A 19,013-nucleotide genomic window follows, 5' to 3' on the forward strand; every position below is an offset into this window, starting at 1 on the left:
GGGTTCGGCAGCATGCGGGCCTCCGTGGTGGAGCTCGCTGCCGTGCTGGTGGCCATGCTGCTGCTCACCGCGGCGATCGCGCCGCGCCTGCTCGCCCCGGGCGACCCGCTCGCCATCGACCCGCTGGCCGCGTTCGGCGCCCCGTCGTGGGACCACTGGTTCGGCACCGACGAATCGGGCCGGGACATCTACACCCGCGTCGTCGACGGCGCCAGGGACTCCCTCCTGATCGGCCTCACCGCCACCGTGATCGGGCTCGGCCTCGGTGCGGTCCTCGGCACGATCGCCGGCACCCTCGGCGCGGCCGTGGACTTCACGGTCAACAGGTTCCTCGAGGTGCTGTTCGCGTTTCCCGGGCTGCTGCTGGCGCTGCTGTTCATCCTGGTGTTCGGTCCGGGTCCGGGCAGCGCCATTGTGGCGGTGGGGCTCTCCACGGCGCCGGGCTACGCGCGCATCATCCGAGCCCAGCTGCTGCGGGTGCGCTCCTCGGCGTTCGTGGAGGCCGCCACCGTGCAGGGCCTCGGTCGCGGCCGGATCCTGGCCAGGCACATCCTGCCCAATACGCTAACGCCGCTGTTCGTTCTCGGCACCCTGGGAATCGGTCAGGCCATCGTCTGGGCCGCCGCGCTGAGCTACCTGGGGCTGGGCGCGCAACCGCCGGCCGCCGAGTGGGGCGCCATGCTCTCCGCCGGCCGCACCTACATCACCTCGGCCTGGTGGATGAGCTTCTTCCCCGGTCTGTTCATCGTGCTCACCGCTGTGTGCGCGACGACCCTCGGCCGCTCGATCGAACGACGGATGAGGCACGCATGAGCGCCACGGATTCACGCAGCGCCGGCCCGCACCCGGCGGTCGCCCTGCGGGTGCGCAACCTCCGGGTGGGTTTCGGCGATGCGTCCGCCGCCGATGTCGTGCGCGGCGTCTCGTTCGAGCTCCCCGCCGGCGAATGCCTGGCCATCGTGGGCGAGTCCGGTTCGGGGAAGAGCGTCACCGCGCGGAGCATCCTCGGACTGGCCGGCACCGCCGCTCGGGTCAGCGCCGACGAGCTCAGCCTCGCCGGCGAGTCCGTGCTCGGGTTGTCGGAGGCAGCCTGGCGCCGCCGCCGCGGCCGGGACGTGGGTCTGGTGCTGCAGGACGCCCTTGCCTCCCTCGACCCGCTCCGCCCGATCATTCGCGAGATCGGCGACTCGCTGCGCCTGCACACCCGCCTCGACCAGACCGAACGCAGCCGCAAGGTCCTCGAGATCCTCGCCGCCGCAGGACTGGCGCAGCCGGAGCTCTACGCGGGCCGGCGCTCCGGGGAGCTCTCCGGCGGCCAGCGCCAGCGGGCGCTGATCGCCGCCGCCCTCGCCCTCGATCCCCCGCTGTTGGTGGCCGACGAACCCACGACGGCCCTCGACGTGACCGTGCAGGCCCAGGTGCTCGACCTGCTCGAGCAGGTGCGCGGCCGGGGAACGGCCATCGTGCTGATCAGCCACGACCTCGCCGTGGTGGGCCGCATCGCCGACCGGATCGCGGTGATGCACGAGGGCCGCATCATCGAGACCGGCACAACGGCCGAGGTGCTGCAAAACCCCCGGCACGCCGAGACCAGGCGGATGCTGGCCGCGGTTCCCGTGGACAGGCCGCGCGGGTCCAGGCTCGCGCCGGCGACGGCCGTGCGGGAGCCTGTTGTCGCGAACCCGCCCGCGCGCGTCCCCGAGCGGATCCCCGTCAGTGTTGCGTCCCGCACCCCGCCGGTAGAGTCCGTTGCCGAACCGGTCATCGCCCTGGAGGCCATCGGGCTGTCCAAGTCGTTCCGCGGCCCGCACGGCACCATGCACCACGCCGTCGACGAGGTGTCCTTCCGGCTGCCCGGGGGAAGCACTCTGGGCATCGTGGGCGAGTCCGGCTCCGGCAAGACCACCACCGCCAGGCTCGCCCTCGCGCTCACGGCCGCCGACACCGGTGAAGTGCGCCTGCTCGGCGAGGCGTGGAGCACGTTGCCCGAACGCGACCGCCGGGCCAGGCGGCCCCTGGTCGGCGCGGTCTACCAGGACGTGCTGGGATCATTCGACCCCCGGCTGAGCGTGCGCGAGATCCTCCGCCATGCCGTCGCCGCCACCGCCGGGAGCAGCACCGGAGGTGGTTCGGCGGGGCGCCGCGCCACGGCCGCCCGCGTGTCCGCACTTCTTGACGATGTCGGCCTGGCCGAGACCCTGTTGGATCGCCGGCCCACCGACCTCTCCGGCGGGCAACGCCAGCGGGTGGGCATTGCCCGGGCCCTGGCCTCCAGCCCCCGGATCCTGATCTGTGACGAACCCGTTTCGGCGCTCGATGTGAGTGTGCAGGCCCAGGTCCTCGACCTGCTCGACGAGCTGCAGCGTGAGCTGTCGTTGAGCCTTCTGTTCATCTCCCACGACCTTGGCGTGATCCAGCACGTCAGTGACCACGTCGCCGTGATGAACGACGGCCGGATCGTCGAGACCGGCACCGCCGCCGAGGTCTTCACCAGGCCGGCGCATCCCTATACCCGTGCGCTGCTCGCCGCCGTCCCGCGTCTGGCCTAGTACCAGCGAAAACGAATTCTCGCATCCCGTAAAATTTTGGTGGATTAGTTTCCCACCGTCTCGGCAGTTCGGGCTGCGACTGAACACTGTCTAGTTTGCTGCCTCAGGTGACGAAGCGCCCCCTCGCATCAGTTTGGGGGCGCTTCGCCGAATTAGGTTACGTTAGGACCAAGCGAAACCCGCGCGGGTGTCACCTTGACGGTAGATCGCGGTGAGTGCAAAAACCTTCTTCGCGACCAAGTTCAAAACTGCTGCGGCCTTCGCTCTATTACCTTTTTGCGCATAGTCCCGAAATTGAGCGGCAGCCTGCTGCACTCCTGCTGATCCAGCTGGCACGGTCCCGGCAAGTAACTCGAGAGTGTTATTCGCCTGTCGGATGGCTTCTTCCCTGTTTGCCTGTGGGGTACTTCCTGTCGCGATCCTATTCGCATAGGATTGCAAGTCTGAAGCCATGTTATCGAGTGCGCTGACGTTGGGCTGGATTGCCGCGCTCGCTGATTGCGGCAGGCCGAGACCTAGGGCCAGGGCCAGCGCCGCGACCAAGGCCACAATCAAGACGGGAATCCGTCTGGCTGAAGTGTCAGTGGGTGATGATTGTGAACTGCCTAATGCCAAAGCTCCGTTTACCATGATGTTCCTCTTTCATTTGATGAGTCGATCACTACCGGCTAAGTTGCGGGCGAAATTTCCCCCCCTGCATTCACCGTTGGGGTGAGCCTAGTGGGTCAATAAATCTACGAAGGCTAGTGAAGGCGATCGTCGTGGTCCGGTCCGTCTGCCGTTATGCCAACCGACAGCGGATGCCAACCACGAGCCGTGACCATCAGTTGGGTGACAAGGGCGCTCCCCATCCGCGTAGAAGGTTATTCTTCAGCGTGTTGTTGCGATCGGCAGCGCCAGAGGCGCGTCCTCTCGCGAAGTTTTGGTCGCGTTGCCCTCACCGAAACGGGCGCAAGAACCTTGTTCTGACGCTCGCCGTGCTCCAGTCTGCTCGACTGTAAACTTACATTCGCGACCGCTCCGCGGTGTTTCGGCAGACCCCAGGCCGACCATTGGACGACGAGAGTCTCACCAGCCGCAGGAAGGCCTCCAAGCTCGGCTTCCCATCCTCGTCAACCAGAGCACCTCAGTTCTATGATCAATGAGGCACCCGCCTCGTCGGTCAGTTCACGTTGGTTCGGGCGGCTTTACCCTTGGCGCAGTCAGCGGGGCTAAACGCGTGTGAGCGCTCAGCAACACCGGCATTCCCGCCCGAGGAGGTGCTACACGCCTTCGAACAGATCGCCATCCCAGCAGCATCGACGCTACGTCCACCGCTTAGGGAGCATCTTGAAGGTTTGTGCACGCCACCACCCGATCGGCTTGGAGTCGCGACCCGTTTTGACGCAAAAGGACCGGGTCTTCTCAAAACTGGACAAGAGCAGTCGAGCATCACCACCAAACAGCGTTCCACCTGTGATTTTGACTGGGAAGTCAGGGCAGCAAGGCTGCGGGACCTAGCTGTACTGAGCCGACAGGTTGGTGACATTCGGGGTTAAAAAGGGGAGAACCTCCGGTTCTTGGGGAGATGTCAAAGTCGCCACGAGCACGGAGGTTCTCATGCCCCACGCTAATACCCGTTTGACCCTTCATGGAAGGTCGTTGCTGATCGAACGGGTGATCGTCGCTCTTGGCGATTTCGAGGGTGGCGGGACATGTTAGCGAGCGAAGGGACCGTCGATGCGTCCGGGTCCGCGGCTCCTCCACAGGCGGCCGGTTTGAGTGCCTTTCCCCACCCGGTTCTGAAGGGGCTGGAGTGTCGGTGGTCGGTGCAATTATCGGGGTATGAGCAGCCCAGCAGAGCGGTTCCCGACCGACCCGGAGGACCCGGGTCACGACGCCCGCGACAGCGCGGGCGGACCCAATCCCAGCCCGAATCCCAACTCTGAAGCAGCCCCCGATGCCGGCGCAGCGGCGCACGCCCGCCGGCGCCGCCGCACCCTGCAGGAACAGGCCCAAGCCACCCTCGCGCGGAAGGTAGCCACGGCCAGGAAGGCCCACCGCAGCATCGCGAAGGCGACCGCCAAGCGGGCTCGCGCGCTGGCGGACCTGCAGCGGTGGAGTTCCGACCCGGCCACCGCGAAACTGCTCAACCCCGACTACGCCGCCGAGTCGGTGCGCGGGCCGGTCCTCGCCGACGCCGACGCCAGCCCGCGGAAGATCCCGGCGTGGGAGGACCAGGAGATCGCCCGCCGCACGATCACGACCGAGGTCGCCTGCTCGCTGCGCCTGGCCGATCGCACGGCGGAGAACCTGATCGGTGAATCCTCCTTGTTCGCCGGCCCGATGAAAGCCACCCTCACCGCGATGAGCTCCGGCGACATCAGCTACCGGCACGGGCAGGTGCTGATGGACCAGCTCAGCTTGCTCCCGCTCGAGGAGGCCGCCGAGTTCGAAGCGAGGTTACTGCCGGAAGCGAAAGACCTCACGGTCGGCAAGCTCGCGGTGAAGGCGAGGCGGATGCGGGAACGCGCGCACCCGGAGACCCTCAGCACACGGGCCACCGCGGCGGTTGCCGAGCGCGGGGTGTGGTGGGAGGGCCGGGCCGATGGCATGGGCACTCTGACCTGGTACGGGACCGCGGTGCAGACTCAGGCCGCACTCGACAGGTTGACCAGCATCGCCGAGAGCACCCAGGCCTTAGAACGACACGACGCGTCGATTCCCGAGATGGACCGGCGCACGATCGGTCAGATCTGCGCCGACGCCATGGCCGACCTGGTCCTGGACGGCGTCACCGCCGCCGGCACCGGCGGCGGCATCCGAGGCAGCGTGATGGTCACCGTCCCGGTCTTCACCCTGATGGGAAAAAGCGAAGCACCCGGTTTCCTGGAAGGGTACGGGCCGATCCCGGCCGACGTGGCCAGAGAGATCGCGGCCGGAGCGCCCAGCTTCACCCGGCTGCTGGTGCACCCGGAAACCGGGGCGGTGCTCTCAGTCGGTAAGGAGCAGTACCGGGTCCCGGCCGATACACGCCGGTGGTTGGGGTTACGGGACGGCACCTGCCGTTTCCCGGGCTGCACCCGGCCCGCATCCCGCAGCGATATCGACCACACCATCGCCCGAGAACACGGCGGACCTACCGACTTCGACAACCTGGCCCACCTCTGCCGCGCCCACCGCCGGCCCAAACACCAAACACTATGGGCCGTGGTGCAAGAACCCGGCGGGGTGCTGCGCTGGACCTCCCCGGCCGGGGAAACCCACCGCACCTACCCCGAAACCACCCTCGGGCCACCACCCACCCTGGCCCCCACACCCAAACCACCAGCGACACCGGCACGGCCGCGGACAAGCGACCTGCCCGACGATCCGCCGTTCTGATCGGGCGGGTTCGGGCGAACTCCGCTATTCCACGACTACGGAGCGATCGTGAAACCGGGGCTGACCCCCGCCGCGAGGGTCCCCGACGTCGCGGTGAGCGTGTAGCTCCCCGCCCGATTCACCCGGCAACCGGCGAACGTCGCCACACCGGACACCGCGGCACGAGGGTTACTGGTACACGTGAGAGTGGCGCCTGCCGGGGTCGTCAGCCTGACAGTGACCGAGGCCGAACTCGCAACGACGTTGCCGCTCGCATCCTGGATGGCCACGCTCGGCTGGGTGCCCCAGACCTGGTTCACCGACCCACCCGACCCAGCCGCAACGAAGACCAGCTTGCTCGCGGCACCGGGCGTGACCGTGAATGCGGGACTCACGGTCGTCAGGGTGCCGGCGGTTGCGGTGAGTGTGTATGTACCGGCCTTGTCGATGCTGCATCCCGAGAAGATGAATCCCCAACCGACGTACGACGGCGCGGGATTTGTCGCGCAAGCCAGTGTTGCGCCGGCAGCATTGGTCAGGGCAAGCGTGGCCTGCCCGGTCGCGGTGACAGCGTTACCGCCTGCGTCTTGCACGGTCACTGTCGGCGTGTTTCCGAACGTGGTCGCCGAGGTCGTCGACCCTGGTGAAGAGACGAAGACCAGCCGGGCAGCGGGCCCGGTCGCGATCGTGAAGCTTGCGCTCGTGGCGGCGGTGAGATTGCCGGACACCGCCCGCAGTGTGTAGCTGCCGGCGCGGTCGACGGCGCAGCCGGCGAATGCGGCTGCGCCCGACAGCGGGGAGACCGGGTTCGTCGTGCAGGTCAGAGTGGCTCCGTTTGCGGTGGTCAGGCTCAGTGTCACCGGCGTGGTGCCGGTCGCGATGTTGCCGCCGGCGTCCTGCACCACGACCGTGGGTTGGCCGGAGAACGCCACGCCGCCGGTCGACCCACCGGGGTTGACGCTGAAAGCCAGTTTCGCTGCAGGACCAGGGGTCACCGTGTAGCTGCCACTGACCGCCGGGGTCAGGACGCCGGATGTGGCGGTCAGCGTATAGCTGCCTGCCTTGTCGATCCTGCAGCCGGAGTACGTCGCAACCCCGGACGCTGCCGCCTTGGGGTTTGCTGTGCAGTACAGCGTGGCCCCGGCAGCGGTCGTGAGCTTCAGGGTCACTGCGGCGGTGCTCGCGACGGTGTTGCCGCCGGCGTCCTGAATCGCGACCGCGGGTTGGGTGTCAAAGGTGGTGTTGTACCGGGTCGTGCTCGGTGCCGACGTGAAACCCAGTTTCGTGGCGGGTCCGACCGCGATGGTGAAGCTTGCGCTCACGGCCGCCGTGAGTGTTCCCGAGCTGGCGGTCAGGGTGTAGGTGCCCGCCCGCCCGATAGAGCAGCCGACAAATGCGACGGTCCCGGTGCCCGTGGCCGGGTTCGCGCTGCAGGCGAGGGTTGCCCCCGCCGCTGTGGTGATCGCCAGGGTGACCGGCATGGTGGTGGCGACGGCGTTGCCACCCGCGTCCCGTACGGCGACCACGGGCTGGGTGCCAAAAGCTCTCCCGCCGGTTGAGCCGGACGGGCTGGTGGTGAAGACGAGGCGAGCGGCGGGACCAGCGCTGATCGCGACGGATCCGCTCACGGCCGCGGTCAACCCGGCCGAGGTCGCGGTCAGGGAGTAGTTCCCGGGCTTGGTGATCTTGCAGCCGGCGAAGGTAGCGGTTCCGGCCACGGCAGCTCTCGGGTTGGCCGTACAGGTGAGGCCGGCCCCTGCTGCGCTGGTCAGGCCCAGGGTGACGGCCGCTGTGCTGCTGACGGTGTTCCCGCCGGCATCCTGGATCGCCAGTATCGGCTGGACGGCAAAGGCTGTGTCCACCGATGTGGAACCCGGTTGGGCCGTGAAGACCAGCTTCGAGGCCGGGCCCGTCGTGATGGTGAATGTGGCGCTGAGAGCGGCGGGAAGTGCGCCGGAACGGGCGGTCAGGGTGTAGGTTCCGGCCCGGTCGATGCGGCAGCCGGCGAATGACGCCCGGCCGGAGACGGCGGCTACCGGATTGGCCGCGCAGGCCAGGGTCGCCCCAGCCGGATTGGTCAAGGTCAGGGCCACGCTGGCGGTGCTCGACGCGGTTTCCCCTTCGGCGTTCTGGATGGCCACGACGGGTTGACGGGCCCAGGCGACGCCGCCGGTTGACCCGGAGGGGGCGGTCGTGAAGGCCAGTTGGGTTGCGGGGCCGGCGGTCTCCCAAGAGCTGCCGGCCATGGTTGTGGAGGCGCTGAAGGCGGCGGTCACCTCGGTTGGCGGTGCCGCCACCAGTGTGACGGCGATCAGGGTCGCAACGACTCCCACTGCAGCCAGTTCGGCCGGAGCAACCCGCGGGCCCCTCCCCTGGCGGGACGGTCGGAAGTGACGTCCACGGGGCCGGCGCGGCCGGGGGTTCGCGGCGCCGTCCAGCGCGACGACGATGACGGCCGCGGCGGTGAGGATCAGCCACAGCACTAGCGGAGTAATGGCCGTCGTGGTCAGCCAGAAGGCGGGCAGCCCGATCCAGGGGATCAGGAGCTGGGCTTGGCTGATAATGTCGCCCCGGTCCAGGGGGCTGCTGTCCACGCTCTGGTTGGCGTCACCCGCCGTGATGAGCGACCCGTCCTCGTTGGCCCCGACGACCCGGTGCAGCATGGTGCCTGCGGTGGCAGATCCGGCCGGGGCGGGGAAGCTCACGACGCGCCCGAGGGGCGGCGGAGTGTCGGCCTCCATGGGCTCGGAGAGCACGACGTCGCCGGTGCTGATCAGCGGTTCCATGGACCCGCTCTGCACGATCGAACCCGTGAGGCCGGTGAGCATCGGCAGGGTGGCGCAGGCGCCCAGGGCAAGCATCAGCACCAGGTAGGCCCTCGACAGGGTGGCGATCGTCAGGAATCCCCAGCCCCCGCGCACGGCGCGGGGCTGGCGACCGACGGTGCTGTCGGTGGATCCGCTGTCGAGGGACACTGCTACCTGATCTGTCGGGGCGCTACCTGGTGGTGGGATGGCCGAACTAGTTGCTGTTCTGCAGCTCCCAGACGAGGTCGATGCTGGTGGAGGCGCCCTGCAACGCGTCGACCTGCAGCTGGGTCAGTCCGGTCGCGTCGAAGGTCCAGGTGCCCTTGTAGGTCTTGGACTCCCCGCTGGCGTTTCCTGTGGTCGTCCACGCGCTACCACCGGTGGCGTAGTCGCTATTGACCGTGGACAGCGTGGCCAACGACGCTGCCGGCAGGACCGGGACCGCCGGGTCGATGACGAAACCCGTGCAGTCGGCGAAGCTCCCGCCGGTGCCCTGTTCGATCTTCAGCTTGATGTATTTCTCCAGTCCCTGCGCCGAGGGCGACAGGTTCTGCACATAGGCCTTGACTACCCCGGCGACGGACGACGATGCCGTCACGACGAGGCACTTCTCGCCAGTGTCGCCAGGCGTGACATTGGTGACCTGGAAGCCGGCGGTGCCGTTGTCGTCGTCCGTGAGGGCCACGCTTCCGGTGCTCCAGCTATTGCCGGGGTTTCGGGTCGAGGATGAGAAGGCGGCGTTCGACGCCTGGAACACCATCGCGCCGGCGAGCAGGATGGCGGCCGGGCCAACACCAACGGTCACAATACGCCGGGCGAGGGTACTGGGTTTACGCATGACGGAATCCTTCGGTTCAGGGCAGGCCGGGGTCCAGAATGAAGGCCGCAGTATGCGACCCAATCGAAACCCTGAGTTGACCCAGTCAGGAAGGAAATTCCCCGGTAGACCCAAAAAAATCGGTTGCCCCTTCGCTCAAACTAGCGGTCTCCCACCACCGCGCACAAGTTAAATCTGAAGTATTTTCATGTCAATATTCTTCGCCATTCTGGCGACCGCCCCGGCACCGCGCCGCCCGCCCGCCAGATGTCCGCCGAAAGGCAGATTCGGTGGGAGCCAACGTCGCGATCCTCGCTCGGATCAGCCCGTTCGCCCCCTCGTCGTGCGGCCTCGGGCGCAGAATCGGCTAGATTGGTTCAGCAGTACTGAAGGCACCTCACCATCGACACGGTGCCGCTGAACCGAATCGGAGTGTCATGACCAACGCTGACCGCGTTCCCGAAAAGCCCGCCCTCGAAGGGCTGGAAGCCAAGTGGGAGACCAGTTGGGAAGCACAGGGCACCTACCGCTTCGACCGCGCGGCCGCCACGAAGGAGTCGATCTTCTCGATCGATACTCCCCCGCCGACCGCCTCCGGCTCACTGCACATCGGCCATGTCTTCAGCTACACGCACACCGACGTCGTGGCTCGCTTCCAGCGCATGCGCGGCAAGAGCGTCTTCTACCCGATGGGCTGGGATGACAACGGCCTGCCCACCGAACGACGTGTGCAAAACTTCTACGGCGTGCGCTGCGACCCATCGCTGCCGTACACGCCCTACTTCGTGCCGCCCTTCGAGGGGGGCGACGGCAAGAGCACCAAGGCCGCCGACCAGCTCCCCGTGAGCCGCCGCAACTTCATCGAACTCTGCGAACGCCTCACCGTCGAGGACGAGAAACAGTTCGAGGAACTGTGGCGCACCCTGGGCCTCAGCGTCGACTGGAACCAGAGCTACCGCACCATCGCGCCGGAGTCCATCACCGCCTCCCAGCTCGCTTTCGTCGGCAACGTCAACCGTGGCGAGGCCTACCAGGCCATGGCTCCCACCCTCTGGGACGTCACCTTCCGCACTGCCGTCGCCCAGGCCGAACTCGAGGACAAGGAGATGCCGGCCGCGTACCACCGGGTCTCCTTCCACAAGCCGGACGGCTCCACCATCGAGATCGAGACCACCCGGCCGGAACTCCTCGCCGCCTGCGTCGCTCTTGTCGCGCATCCGGACGACGACCGCTACAAGCCGTTCTTCGGCAGCACGGTACGCACCCCGGTGTTCGACGTCGAGATCCCGATTCTCGCTCACCACCTCGCCCAGAAGGACAAGGGCTCGGGGATCGCGATGATCTGCACCTTCGGCGACGTGACCGACGTGGTCTGGTGGCGTGAACTCGACCTGCCCAACCGCGCGATCATGGGCTTCGACGGCCGTATCATCGCCGAGGCCCCCGACGTCATCGTCACCCCGGCCGCGCTGGCCGCCTACGCCCAGCTTGCCGGCAAGACGGTCTTCTCGGCCAAGCAGGCCATGGTGGAGCTCCTCCGTGAGTCCGGCGACCTGATCGGCGACCCCAAGCCGATCGTGCACCCGGTCAAGTTCTTCGAAAAGGGCGACAAGCCCCTCGAGATCGTCTCCACCCGCCAGTGGTACATCCGCAACGGTGCCCGCGACGAAAAGCTTCGCGCCCGCCTGATCGAACACGGATCCGCTCTGCAGTGGCATCCTGAATTCATGCGCGTGCGCTACGAGAACTGGGTCAACGGCCTCACCGGTGACTGGCTTGTCTCCCGCCAGCGCTTCTTCGGAGTTCCCCTGCCCGTCTGGTACCCGCTCGACGCCGAGTCCAACCCGGTCTTCGACCAGCCGATCATCGCCACCGCCGACCTGTTACCCGTCGACCCGTCCTCGGATGTGGCCCCCGGCTACACGGCCGAGCAGCGCGGAGCGGCCAACGGCTTCGTCGGCGAGGTCGACGTGATGGACACCTGGGCCACCTCGTCCCTCACCCCTCAGCTGGCCGGCGGTTGGGAGCGCGACCCCGAACTCTTCGACCTCGTGTACCCGTACTCGCTGCGTCCGCAGGGCCAGGACATCATCCGCACCTGGTTGTTCTCCACCCTGCTGCGCGCCGAACTCGAACACGGCGAATCGCCGTGGAAGCACGCGGCACTGTCGGGCTTCATCGTCGACCCCGACCGTAAGAAGATGTCCAAGTCCAAGGGCAACGTGGTCACTCCCGCCGACGTGCTCAGTCAGCACGGTTCAGACGCCGTACGGTACTGGGCGGCGTCCTCGCGGCTGGGCACCGACGCGGCGTTCGACCCGAAGAACCCCACCCAGATCAAGATCGGCCGCCGCCTGGCGATCAAGATCCTCAACGCCAGCAAGTTCATCCTCGGCTTCGCCGGCGATGACGCAGCACCGGTGACCGAACCCATCGATGTGAGCATGCTCGCCCGTCTCGACGTCGTCGTCGGCCAGGCGACCGCCGCGTTCGACGCATTCGACCATGCCCGTGCGCTCGAGACCGCCGAGAGCTTCTTCTGGACCTTCTGTGACGACTACCTCGAACTGGTCAAGGAACGCGCCTACGGCGAGCCCGGTCCGGAGCAGGCGTCGGCCGTCGCCGCGCTGCGCACCGCCCTGTCGACCCTGCTGCGCCTGTTTGCCCCGTTCGTGCCGTTCGCCACCGAAGAAGCCTGGTCGTGGTCCAACGACGACTCGGTGCACCGTGCCCCATGGCCGGTCGCCTCTGGCACGACGCCGGATGCCGACAGCCTCGCGCTGCTGGACCTGGCCAGCCGGGCTCTCACAGGCATCCGCCGGGCGAAGACCGACGCGAAGGCGTCACAGAAGTCTGCCGTCGTCTCCGCCACCATCGGCGGACCGGAAGCAGAGGTTGCCCTGCTCGCGCAGGTCGCCGCCGATTTGAAAGCAGTAGGCCGGATCACGGACTTGACCTTCGTCAAGGCCGATGAGCTGGTCGTAACTGATATCGTGCTCGCCACGGTGTCGGAAATCTAAGGAGAACCGCATGTCAATCAAGGTCCGCCCGCTGGGCGACAAAGACTTCTTCCCGTGGCTGGGCCTGCTCGAAGGGTATAGCGAGTTCTCCAAGAGCGACCTGACCGACGAGAAGGCTCTGCGTGTGTGGAGCTGGATCATCGACAAGAACCATGACCTCGACGGCGCTGTCGCGGTCGACGACAACGGGGACTTCGTCGGATTCACGCTCTACCGACCGTTCCCACGCACCCTCAGCGGCGACGTCGGACTGTTCATCGACGACCTCTTCGTCACCTCGGCTGTCCGTGACGGCGGGGTGAGCAAGTCCCTGCTGGAATTCGCCCGCGAGTACGCCAAGGCGCACAATTACCGCACCCTGCAGTGGGTCACCACGGCAGACGACAAGTCCGCCAAGAAGCTCTACGACGAGGTCGGCACCCGCACCAGCTTGGTCACTTACCAGGCCGAGGTCTAACCATGCAGCTCGGAACCCGCTGGTCCCTCGGCGCAGAACCGCCGACCGGGCTGCCCGAGGTCGTCGTCATCGCCCTGCAGGCGGTCGAGGGCGACCTCGAGGCGCTGCCCGACGACACCAGCGCCTGGCGATGGACGTTGACCTGGCTGGAAGGCAACCCGGTCATCGAGCTCGACGACGGCACCGTCATCCGGTTCGACCCGAAGGAAGACAGCGCCACCATCACGCAGCCCGCCATCGTCATGGACGATGACGAGGACTGGATCTAGTCTTCGTTCCGCCACTGCCCTTGTTCCGCCACTGCCCGTTTTCTCCCAGCGCCCTAGCTCTCCCACCGCCACAGGGCGGCGAGCCCCAGTCCGCCCGCGATGCTCAGGGCGCTCAGGGATAGCTCGCCCGCCGAAGCCTCGGCGCGGCACTGGCTGAGCAGGCGCAGAACCAGCAGCGCGCCGGAAGCTCCGTAGGGGTGCCCGAGCGCGATGGCACCGCCCTGCAGGTTGGCGCGCTCCACCGGGACCGCTATCAGGTCCAGCGATGCCAGCGTCTGCGACGCGAACGCCTCGGTGAACTCGACCCGGCCCAGCTGCGCGGCCGATACACCGGTGCGGGCGAAGAGTCTGAGCGCAGCCGCCCCGCCGCCGATCCCGAGCAGGTTGGGGTCGACGCCCGCCGGCACCGCATCTACGAAGGCCAGGCAACCGGATGCGCCGAGAGAGGCCGCCCGCGCCCGGCTGGTGACAACCACAACCACGGCGCCATCCGCGTCGCCGCAGGAGTTACCGGCCGTGACCGTTCCCCCAGCAGTGAACACCGCCGGAAACCGGGCCAGGAGGCTCGGGGTCAAGGTCGGCCGCGGTCCGGAATCCACCGAGACCGGCCCGTTCGCCGTCTCAACGTCGACGATCTCGGTGGCGAACGCGCCCGCCTGCCCGGCCGCAACAGCGAGCCGGTGGCTGCGGAGGGCAAAGGAATCCTGCCGCTCGCGTTCGATGCCGTAGGCGGCCGCGACCGTCTCTGCCGCAACGCCCATGTCCGGGTCGCCGATGTCGTCGGGCGAGAATCGCACCCGGTCGTAGAAATCCGGGGCGCCGTCCGTGGAACTGAGCCGGTGGGCTCGCAGCGGAGCCGTGCTCGTGCTCTCGACCCCGCCCGCGAGGTACAGGCTGCCGGCACCGGCCTGCACGAGCCGGCAGGCGAGAACGATGGCCTCGAGGCCCGATCCGCATTGCCGGTCGATGGTCACCCCGGGAACGGCCGGCGGAAGTCCCGCCGTGAGCAGGGCCAGTCGCGCCACGTTGCCGCCGCCGGCCACGGCATTGCCGATGATCACGTCATCGACGTCTGCGGCGGGCAGGCCACTGTCGGCCAGGACTGCCTCGAGCACCGGCGCCAGCAGCTCTGCGGCGGTCACGCCGCGTAGGGCCCCGTTGAAACGGGTGAACGCCGTGCGACGGCCCAGCAGGATGACGGGCTGCCGGTCATCAGGGATGACACCCGGCGTGGGGCTGAGCGGATCAGCGGAGGCGAACGACACGGGGGTCCTCCTCCTCGATCCACCGGGCCAGCAGGCCGCGACTGACCTTGCCGGCCGTCGTCACGGGAAGCTCGGTCAGCCGGAAGAAATCACGCGGCCGGTGCTCGCCGGCCAGCGCTGAGATGCAGGCGTTCCGCAGCCGGGCGGCGTCCACCACGGGCGCGGCGATCACGGCGGCGACGACCCGGGTGCCGACGACGGCATCGGGGCATCCCGTCACCACGGCGGCCTGCACTCCTGGCACCCGGTGCAGGGCGGCCTCCACCTCCTGCGGATACACATTGGTGCCGGCGCTGACGATCATGTCGGCACGGCGACCCAGCACGTGCAGCACGCCGGACTCGTCGAGAAAGCCCTGGTCGCCGACCGTGCACCACGCGCCGACGCGTGTAAAAGCCTCTCCGTCATCACCCCACAGGTAGCCGTCACAGACGAAGTCGCTGGCAACCTGGATGGTTCCGGTCGCACCGGCGGGGAGCGGTCGGCCGTCGTCGTCCGCGATGCGGATGCTGACCCCGGGAAAGGGCTGGCCCACGGCACTGTCGGCGCCGGCGCCGGCGCTGCCGGCAGCGTCGCCAGGGGCCACCGACGACGCCGCGACGAAGCCCAGTTCGGCGGCGCCGTAATAGCTCACGATGGTGGCGTGGGGCGCCCACCGTTGCAGCAGCCCGGTGGTGGCCGCGTCGAGCCTGGCCCCACCGCTCACGATGCAGGTGAGCCCGCGATCCACCCGGCCGGCCGCCACCGCCCGGTCGGCGAGCATCCGCAGCACGGTCGGAACGGCCACCAGCCTGCTGATCCGTTCCCGCTCGAGGCAGCCCAGCACTGCCGCCACATCAAACCTCTCCAGGGTATGGAAGCTGCCGCCGGCCTGCAGCGATTCGGCCAACGCGTAGAGGTTGAGGCTGGCCGTGAGCGGACCCGGCGCGAGAGTGCGGTCATGCCGGGTGAGGTGCAGCACCTCGGCGCTGTGCTCGAGTGACCGCTGCCAGGACCGCCGCGTGCGGCGGAAGGCCTTGGGCAGGGAGGTTGTTCCCGAGGTGAATCCGTAGAGGAAGGTGGACTCTGCCGGACCGTCGGTAAGACGCCCCGCGGTGCCTCCTCCAGGACCGGACGCACCCGGCGCACTGCGCGCATCGGATCCGGTGGCGATGCCGCGTAGGCGCCCCTCGACCTCGGCGCGCTGCTCTGCCGGCCAGTGCGGGTCGAGCATGGCGACGCATCCGCTGCCCGACACAGCCGCGAGGAAGTCAGCGACGACGTCGATGCCGTTGACCCTGTTGAGCACGGTGAGGCCGGTGCTGCCGGGGTGGTCGAGAATGCGTTGGCGCAACTGGGCATAGCTGACCACGTCGTCGTCAACGGCCACGGCGACCTGGTCGGGGAACGACTCGGCCCAGAGTTGGAGGGACGTGAGAATGGGCATCGGTACCATTTCTACCGCACTGTGCCGGCGGATCAGGACGGTTGGACGGCGATGATCTCGCCGTGCGGCATGCAGAACCAGCCGTCCGGATCCTCGGCCCACCGGTGCCACGCGGCGCTGATCTCGTGCAGGTCGCTCAGCCGGGCGGCCCCGGACTCGATGGCGTGAGCGGCGAAGTCCGCCTCGATTGCGCGCGCCGCCCAGGATTCGCCCCACCATTCCCGCTCCGCCTCCGACGAGAAGCACCAGATCGACGCGCTCACGCTCACCGTGTCGAAGCCGGCCTGCCTGGCCCAGGCCTTCAACGCCCGACCGGCGTCGGGGTCACCGCCGTCGAAGCTGTGCACCGCGCGGTACACCTGCATCCAGGAGCCGAGCCCGGCCAGCTTCGGGTACCAGGCCACGGCACCGTAGTCCGCATCGCGGGCGGCGAGGATGCCGCCGGGCTTGAGGACCCGCCTCATCTCACGCAGCGCCGCCACCGGGTTGTCCAGGTGCTGCAACACCTGGTGCGCGTGCACAATGTCCACGGATGCGTCCTCCGCCGGCAGCGCGTAGGCGTTCCCGACCGCGAACCTGGCGTTGTGCACTCCCTCATCGAAGGCCAGGCCCGCCGCCTGCTGCACGGCCAGGGCCGACGTGTCCACGCCGAGAACGGAGCCCGGCGCGAGCCGTCGGGCCAGATCGAGCGTGACGGTGCCCGCTCCGCTCGAGACATCGATCAGGCTGAGGCCGGGTCGCAAGTGCGGGAGCAGGTAGCCGGCGGAATTCTCGGCGGTGCGCCAGGTCAACACCCGTTGCGGGTGCTCGTGACCGAACGGATGCCCGGCACGAGGTGCGGTCTCCTGTCGCTCCGGGGTGTCACCCCGGCCTCCATTGCTCGTGCCGACACTGTTCATGCCGCCACTGTACGACGCCTGGCCCCGTTGTGAGCGGCCCCGTCAACCGGCGTCCTAGGCTGGGTCCATGGCCGACTCCGCGAATCCCTTCCTTGCTCCCAGCACCCTGCCCTACCAGCTGCCCCCCTTCGGTGAGATCCGCAACGAGCACTATCGTCCGGCGTTCGACGCCGGGATGGCCGAGCAGCTCGCCGAGATCACGGCCATCACGGCAGACCCCGCGGAGCCGACCATCGAGAACACCCTCATCGCACTCGAACGCAGCGGACAGGTTCTGCAGCGCGTGGCCACGGTGTTCTTCTCGCTGAGCTCGTCGGACGCCACAGAGTTCGGCACCGCACTCGAGGAGGAGCTCGCACCGCTGCTCGCAGCGCACGCCGACGCCATCCGGCTCGACCCTGCGCTGTACGCCCGTATCGCGTCGCTGCAGGAGCGACGTGATTCCCTGGATCTCGACCCGGAGACCGCGTACCTGCTCGAGCGATATCACACCGAGTACACCCTCACCGGCGCGGCGCTCTCTGACGCTGACAAAGTATCCCTGCGCGACCTGAACATGCGTCTGTCCACCCTCACCACCCGGTTCGAGAAGAACCTGCTCGCCGACACCAACGACCTCGCCGTCGTGATCGACGACGTCGCCGAGCTCGACGGGCTCGGCGACGGCGAGATCTCGGCGGCCGCCGGCGCCGCCGCCGAACGGGGTCATACCGGCAAGTACGTCATCACCCTGGTGCTGCCGACCAGCCATCCGTACCTCGCCTCGCTCACCAACCGCGCGGTTCGGGAACGCCTGCTGACCGCGTCCCGGTCACGCGGCATCCGCGGCGGCGAGCACGACAACCGCGAGCTGGTGCTCGAGATCACCCGCTTGCGAGCCCGGCGCGCGCGGCTACTCGGCTTCGCCAGCCACGCCGCATACGTCACGGCCGACGAAACCGCGAAGTCCCCGGAAGCCGTCGCCGGGATGCTGGATCGACTCGCGCCCGCCGCGGCACGCAACGCGCGCGACGAACAGCAGGCGCTGCAGGCCGCGGTACGAGACTCTGGCGGCGACTTCGAGCTCGCCGCCTGGGACTGGGCGTTCTACACCGAGAAGGTACGACAGGCCAGGTACGACGTCGACACGAGCGCCATGCGGCCGTACTTCGAACTGGAGCGGGTGCTGCACGACGGGGTCTTCTACGCTGCCACCCGGCTCTACGGGATCACCTTCACCGCACGGCCCGACCTCACCGCCTGGAATCCCGAGGCTCGCGTTTTCGAGGTCGCGAACGAGGACGGCTCCCCGGTGGGCCTGTACATCGCCGATTTCTACACCCGCGACTCCAAGCGCGGCGGTGCCTGGATGAACGCGCTGGTCTCGCAGTCCACCCTGCTGGGCACTCCCACCATCGTCACCAACAACCTCAACGTGCCCAAGCCCGCCGCCGGCTCCCCCACCCTGCTCACCTTCGACGAGGTGACCACCTTGTTCCACGAGTTCGGGCACGCCCTGCACGGTCTCTTCGCGCAGGTCACCTACCCGCGCTTCGCCGGCACCAATGTCTACAGGGACTTCGTCGAATTCCCGAGCCAGGTCAACGAGATGTGGATGCTCTGGCCCGAGGTCCTGGCGAATTACGCCAGGCACTACCGCACCGGCGAGTCCATGCCGCAGGAGCTCGTGGACCGCATCCGCGAATCGGCGACGTTCAACGAGGGATTCGCCACCAGTGAGTACCTTGCCGCCGCCCTGCTCGACCAGGCCTGGCACCGCATCACCGCCGACGACACCGTGGCGGATGTGGCTGCCTTCGAGGCGGCCGCGCTGGCCGCGGTGGGCCTGGACAACCCCGTGGTCCCCACCCGGTACGCGAGCACCTATTTCGCGCACACCTTCTCCGGCGGCTACGACGCAGGCTATTATTCCTACATCTGGAGCGAGGTGCTCGACGCGGACACCGTGGCCTGGTTCACCGAGAACGGCGGCCTGACCCGGGCCAACGGTGACAGGTTCCGTGACCGGCTGCTCGGCGTGGGCGGCAGCGGCGACCCGCTGGTCGCCTACAGGTCCTTCCGCGGTCGCGACGCGCACATCCAGCCCCTGCTCGACCGCCGCGGGCTCGACTAACCGGCCGTAAACGTAATCGACCGTGGACGCAGAACCGCCCCCGATGTGA

At 68.1% G+C, this 19,013-nt stretch carries 13 protein-coding genes; 7 read left to right on the forward strand and 6 right to left on the reverse strand.

Annotated elements, in window-relative coordinates; genetic code table 11:
• Positions 1-12: 12 nt before the first annotated feature.
• Positions 13-813 carry an ABC transporter permease gene (locus tag E3O60_RS14445; RefSeq protein ID WP_134498717.1) on the forward strand — a complete coding sequence of 267 codons (801 nt, stop codon included), beginning with the start codon at positions 13-15 and terminating at the stop codon, positions 811-813.
• On the forward strand, positions 810-2,549 hold the full coding sequence (locus tag E3O60_RS14450) for an ABC transporter ATP-binding protein (protein WP_134498462.1): 1,740 nt from the start codon (positions 810-812) through the stop codon (positions 2,547-2,549). Before E3O60_RS14445 ends, E3O60_RS14450 begins: the two co-directional genes overlap by 4 nt.
• 162 nt (positions 2,550-2,711) lie before the next feature.
• On the opposite strand, the gene E3O60_RS14455 is transcribed toward E3O60_RS14450, so the two are convergent.
• Positions 2,712-3,179 (reverse strand): hypothetical protein, encoded by a 468-nt coding sequence (locus E3O60_RS14455; protein WP_133163859.1) that lies wholly within the window; start codon positions 3,177-3,179, stop codon positions 2,712-2,714.
• Positions 3,180-4,373: 1,194 nt separating this feature from the next.
• Between E3O60_RS14455 and E3O60_RS14460 the strand changes: the two genes are divergently transcribed.
• Positions 4,374-5,912, forward strand: coding sequence for an HNH endonuclease signature motif containing protein (locus E3O60_RS14460; RefSeq protein ID WP_134498464.1), 1,539 nt, complete (start codon positions 4,374-4,376; stop codon positions 5,910-5,912).
• A 35-nt stretch (positions 5,913-5,947) separates the two neighbouring features.
• On the opposite strand, the gene E3O60_RS14465 is transcribed toward E3O60_RS14460, so the two are convergent.
• Together E3O60_RS14465 and E3O60_RS14470 are read right to left on the reverse strand one after the other, a co-directional pair.
• Positions 5,948-8,866, reverse strand: coding sequence for a S26 family signal peptidase (locus E3O60_RS14465; protein WP_134498466.1), 2,919 nt, complete (start codon positions 8,864-8,866; stop codon positions 5,948-5,950).
• Between the two features lie 46 nt (positions 8,867-8,912).
• Complete coding sequence (locus E3O60_RS14470) at positions 8,913-9,536, reverse strand: hypothetical protein (protein ID WP_088456382.1); 624 nt, start codon at positions 9,534-9,536, stop codon at positions 8,913-8,915.
• 416 nt (positions 9,537-9,952) lie between these two features.
• On the opposite strand from E3O60_RS14470, the gene valS reads away from it, so the two are divergent.
• Genes valS through E3O60_RS14485 form a run of 3 tightly spaced genes read left to right on the forward strand, consistent with a single transcriptional unit; the run spans position 9,953 to position 13,261 of the window.
• On the forward strand, positions 9,953-12,535 hold the full coding sequence (gene valS, locus E3O60_RS14475) for a valine--tRNA ligase (RefSeq protein ID WP_134498468.1): 2,583 nt from the start codon (positions 9,953-9,955) through the stop codon (positions 12,533-12,535).
• Between the two features lie 10 nt (positions 12,536-12,545).
• Complete coding sequence (locus E3O60_RS14480; protein ID WP_088456384.1) at positions 12,546-12,992, forward strand: GNAT family N-acetyltransferase; 447 nt, start codon at positions 12,546-12,548, stop codon at positions 12,990-12,992.
• A 2-nt stretch (positions 12,993-12,994) separates the two neighbouring features.
• Positions 12,995-13,261: a hypothetical protein gene (locus E3O60_RS14485; RefSeq protein WP_088456385.1), complete on the forward strand. Its 267-nt coding sequence runs from the start codon at positions 12,995-12,997 to the stop codon at positions 13,259-13,261.
• Between the two features lie 53 nt (positions 13,262-13,314).
• On the opposite strand, the gene E3O60_RS14490 is transcribed toward E3O60_RS14485, so the two are convergent.
• The 3 genes from E3O60_RS14490 to E3O60_RS14500 are packed head-to-tail and all read right to left on the reverse strand — an operon-like array spanning position 13,315 to position 16,851.
• A complete protein-coding gene (locus E3O60_RS14490) occupies positions 13,315-14,526 on the reverse strand; it encodes a thiolase family protein (protein ID WP_088456386.1) in 1,212 nt (403 codons plus the stop codon).
• Positions 14,507-15,952, reverse strand: a complete 1,446-nt coding sequence (locus tag E3O60_RS14495) for a class I adenylate-forming enzyme family protein (RefSeq protein ID WP_088456387.1) — start codon at positions 15,950-15,952, stop codon at positions 14,507-14,509. Before E3O60_RS14495 ends, E3O60_RS14490 begins: the two co-directional genes overlap by 20 nt.
• A 32-nt stretch (positions 15,953-15,984) precedes the next feature.
• Entirely contained in the window at positions 15,985-16,851 is an 867-nt protein-coding gene (locus E3O60_RS14500; RefSeq protein WP_088456388.1) for a class I SAM-dependent methyltransferase, read from the reverse strand.
• Between the two features lie 67 nt (positions 16,852-16,918).
• On the opposite strand from E3O60_RS14500, the gene E3O60_RS14505 reads away from it, so the two are divergent.
• Positions 16,919-18,964 (forward strand): M3 family metallopeptidase, encoded by a 2,046-nt coding sequence (locus tag E3O60_RS14505; RefSeq protein WP_134498470.1) that lies wholly within the window; start codon positions 16,919-16,921, stop codon positions 18,962-18,964.
• Positions 18,965-19,013: the final 49 nt, after the last annotated feature.

Source organism: Cryobacterium sp. TMB1-7, from assembly GCF_004402435.1.
GTDB classification, from domain to species: domain Bacteria; phylum Actinomycetota; class Actinomycetes; order Actinomycetales; family Microbacteriaceae; genus Cryobacterium; species Cryobacterium zongtaii.

What these genes read in the sequence shown, in the direction of transcription:
- E3O60_RS14445 (WP_134498717.1), top strand. Translation starts at nt 13, where the DNA reads ATGCGGGCCTCCGTGGTGGAGCTCGCTGCCGTGCTGGTGGCCATGCTG.
- E3O60_RS14450 (WP_134498462.1), top strand. Translation starts at nt 810, where the DNA reads ATGAGCGCCACGGATTCACGCAGCGCCGGCCCGCACCCGGCGGTCGCC.
- E3O60_RS14455 (WP_133163859.1), bottom strand. Translation starts at nt 3,179, where the DNA reads ATGGTAAACGGAGCTTTGGCATTAGGCAGTTCACAATCATCACCCACT.
- E3O60_RS14460 (WP_134498464.1), top strand. Translation starts at nt 4,374, where the DNA reads ATGAGCAGCCCAGCAGAGCGGTTCCCGACCGACCCGGAGGACCCGGGT.
- E3O60_RS14470 (WP_088456382.1), bottom strand. Translation starts at nt 9,536, where the DNA reads ATGCGTAAACCCAGTACCCTCGCCCGGCGTATTGTGACCGTTGGTGTT.
- valS (WP_134498468.1), top strand. Translation starts at nt 9,953, where the DNA reads ATGACCAACGCTGACCGCGTTCCCGAAAAGCCCGCCCTCGAAGGGCTG.
- E3O60_RS14480 (WP_088456384.1), top strand. Translation starts at nt 12,546, where the DNA reads ATGTCAATCAAGGTCCGCCCGCTGGGCGACAAAGACTTCTTCCCGTGG.
- E3O60_RS14485 (WP_088456385.1), top strand. Translation starts at nt 12,995, where the DNA reads ATGCAGCTCGGAACCCGCTGGTCCCTCGGCGCAGAACCGCCGACCGGG.
- E3O60_RS14495 (WP_088456387.1), bottom strand. Translation starts at nt 15,952, where the DNA reads ATGCCCATTCTCACGTCCCTCCAACTCTGGGCCGAGTCGTTCCCCGAC.
- E3O60_RS14500 (WP_088456388.1), bottom strand. Translation starts at nt 16,851, where the DNA reads ATGAACAGTGTCGGCACGAGCAATGGAGGCCGGGGTGACACCCCGGAG.
- E3O60_RS14505 (WP_134498470.1), top strand. Translation starts at nt 16,919, where the DNA reads ATGGCCGACTCCGCGAATCCCTTCCTTGCTCCCAGCACCCTGCCCTAC.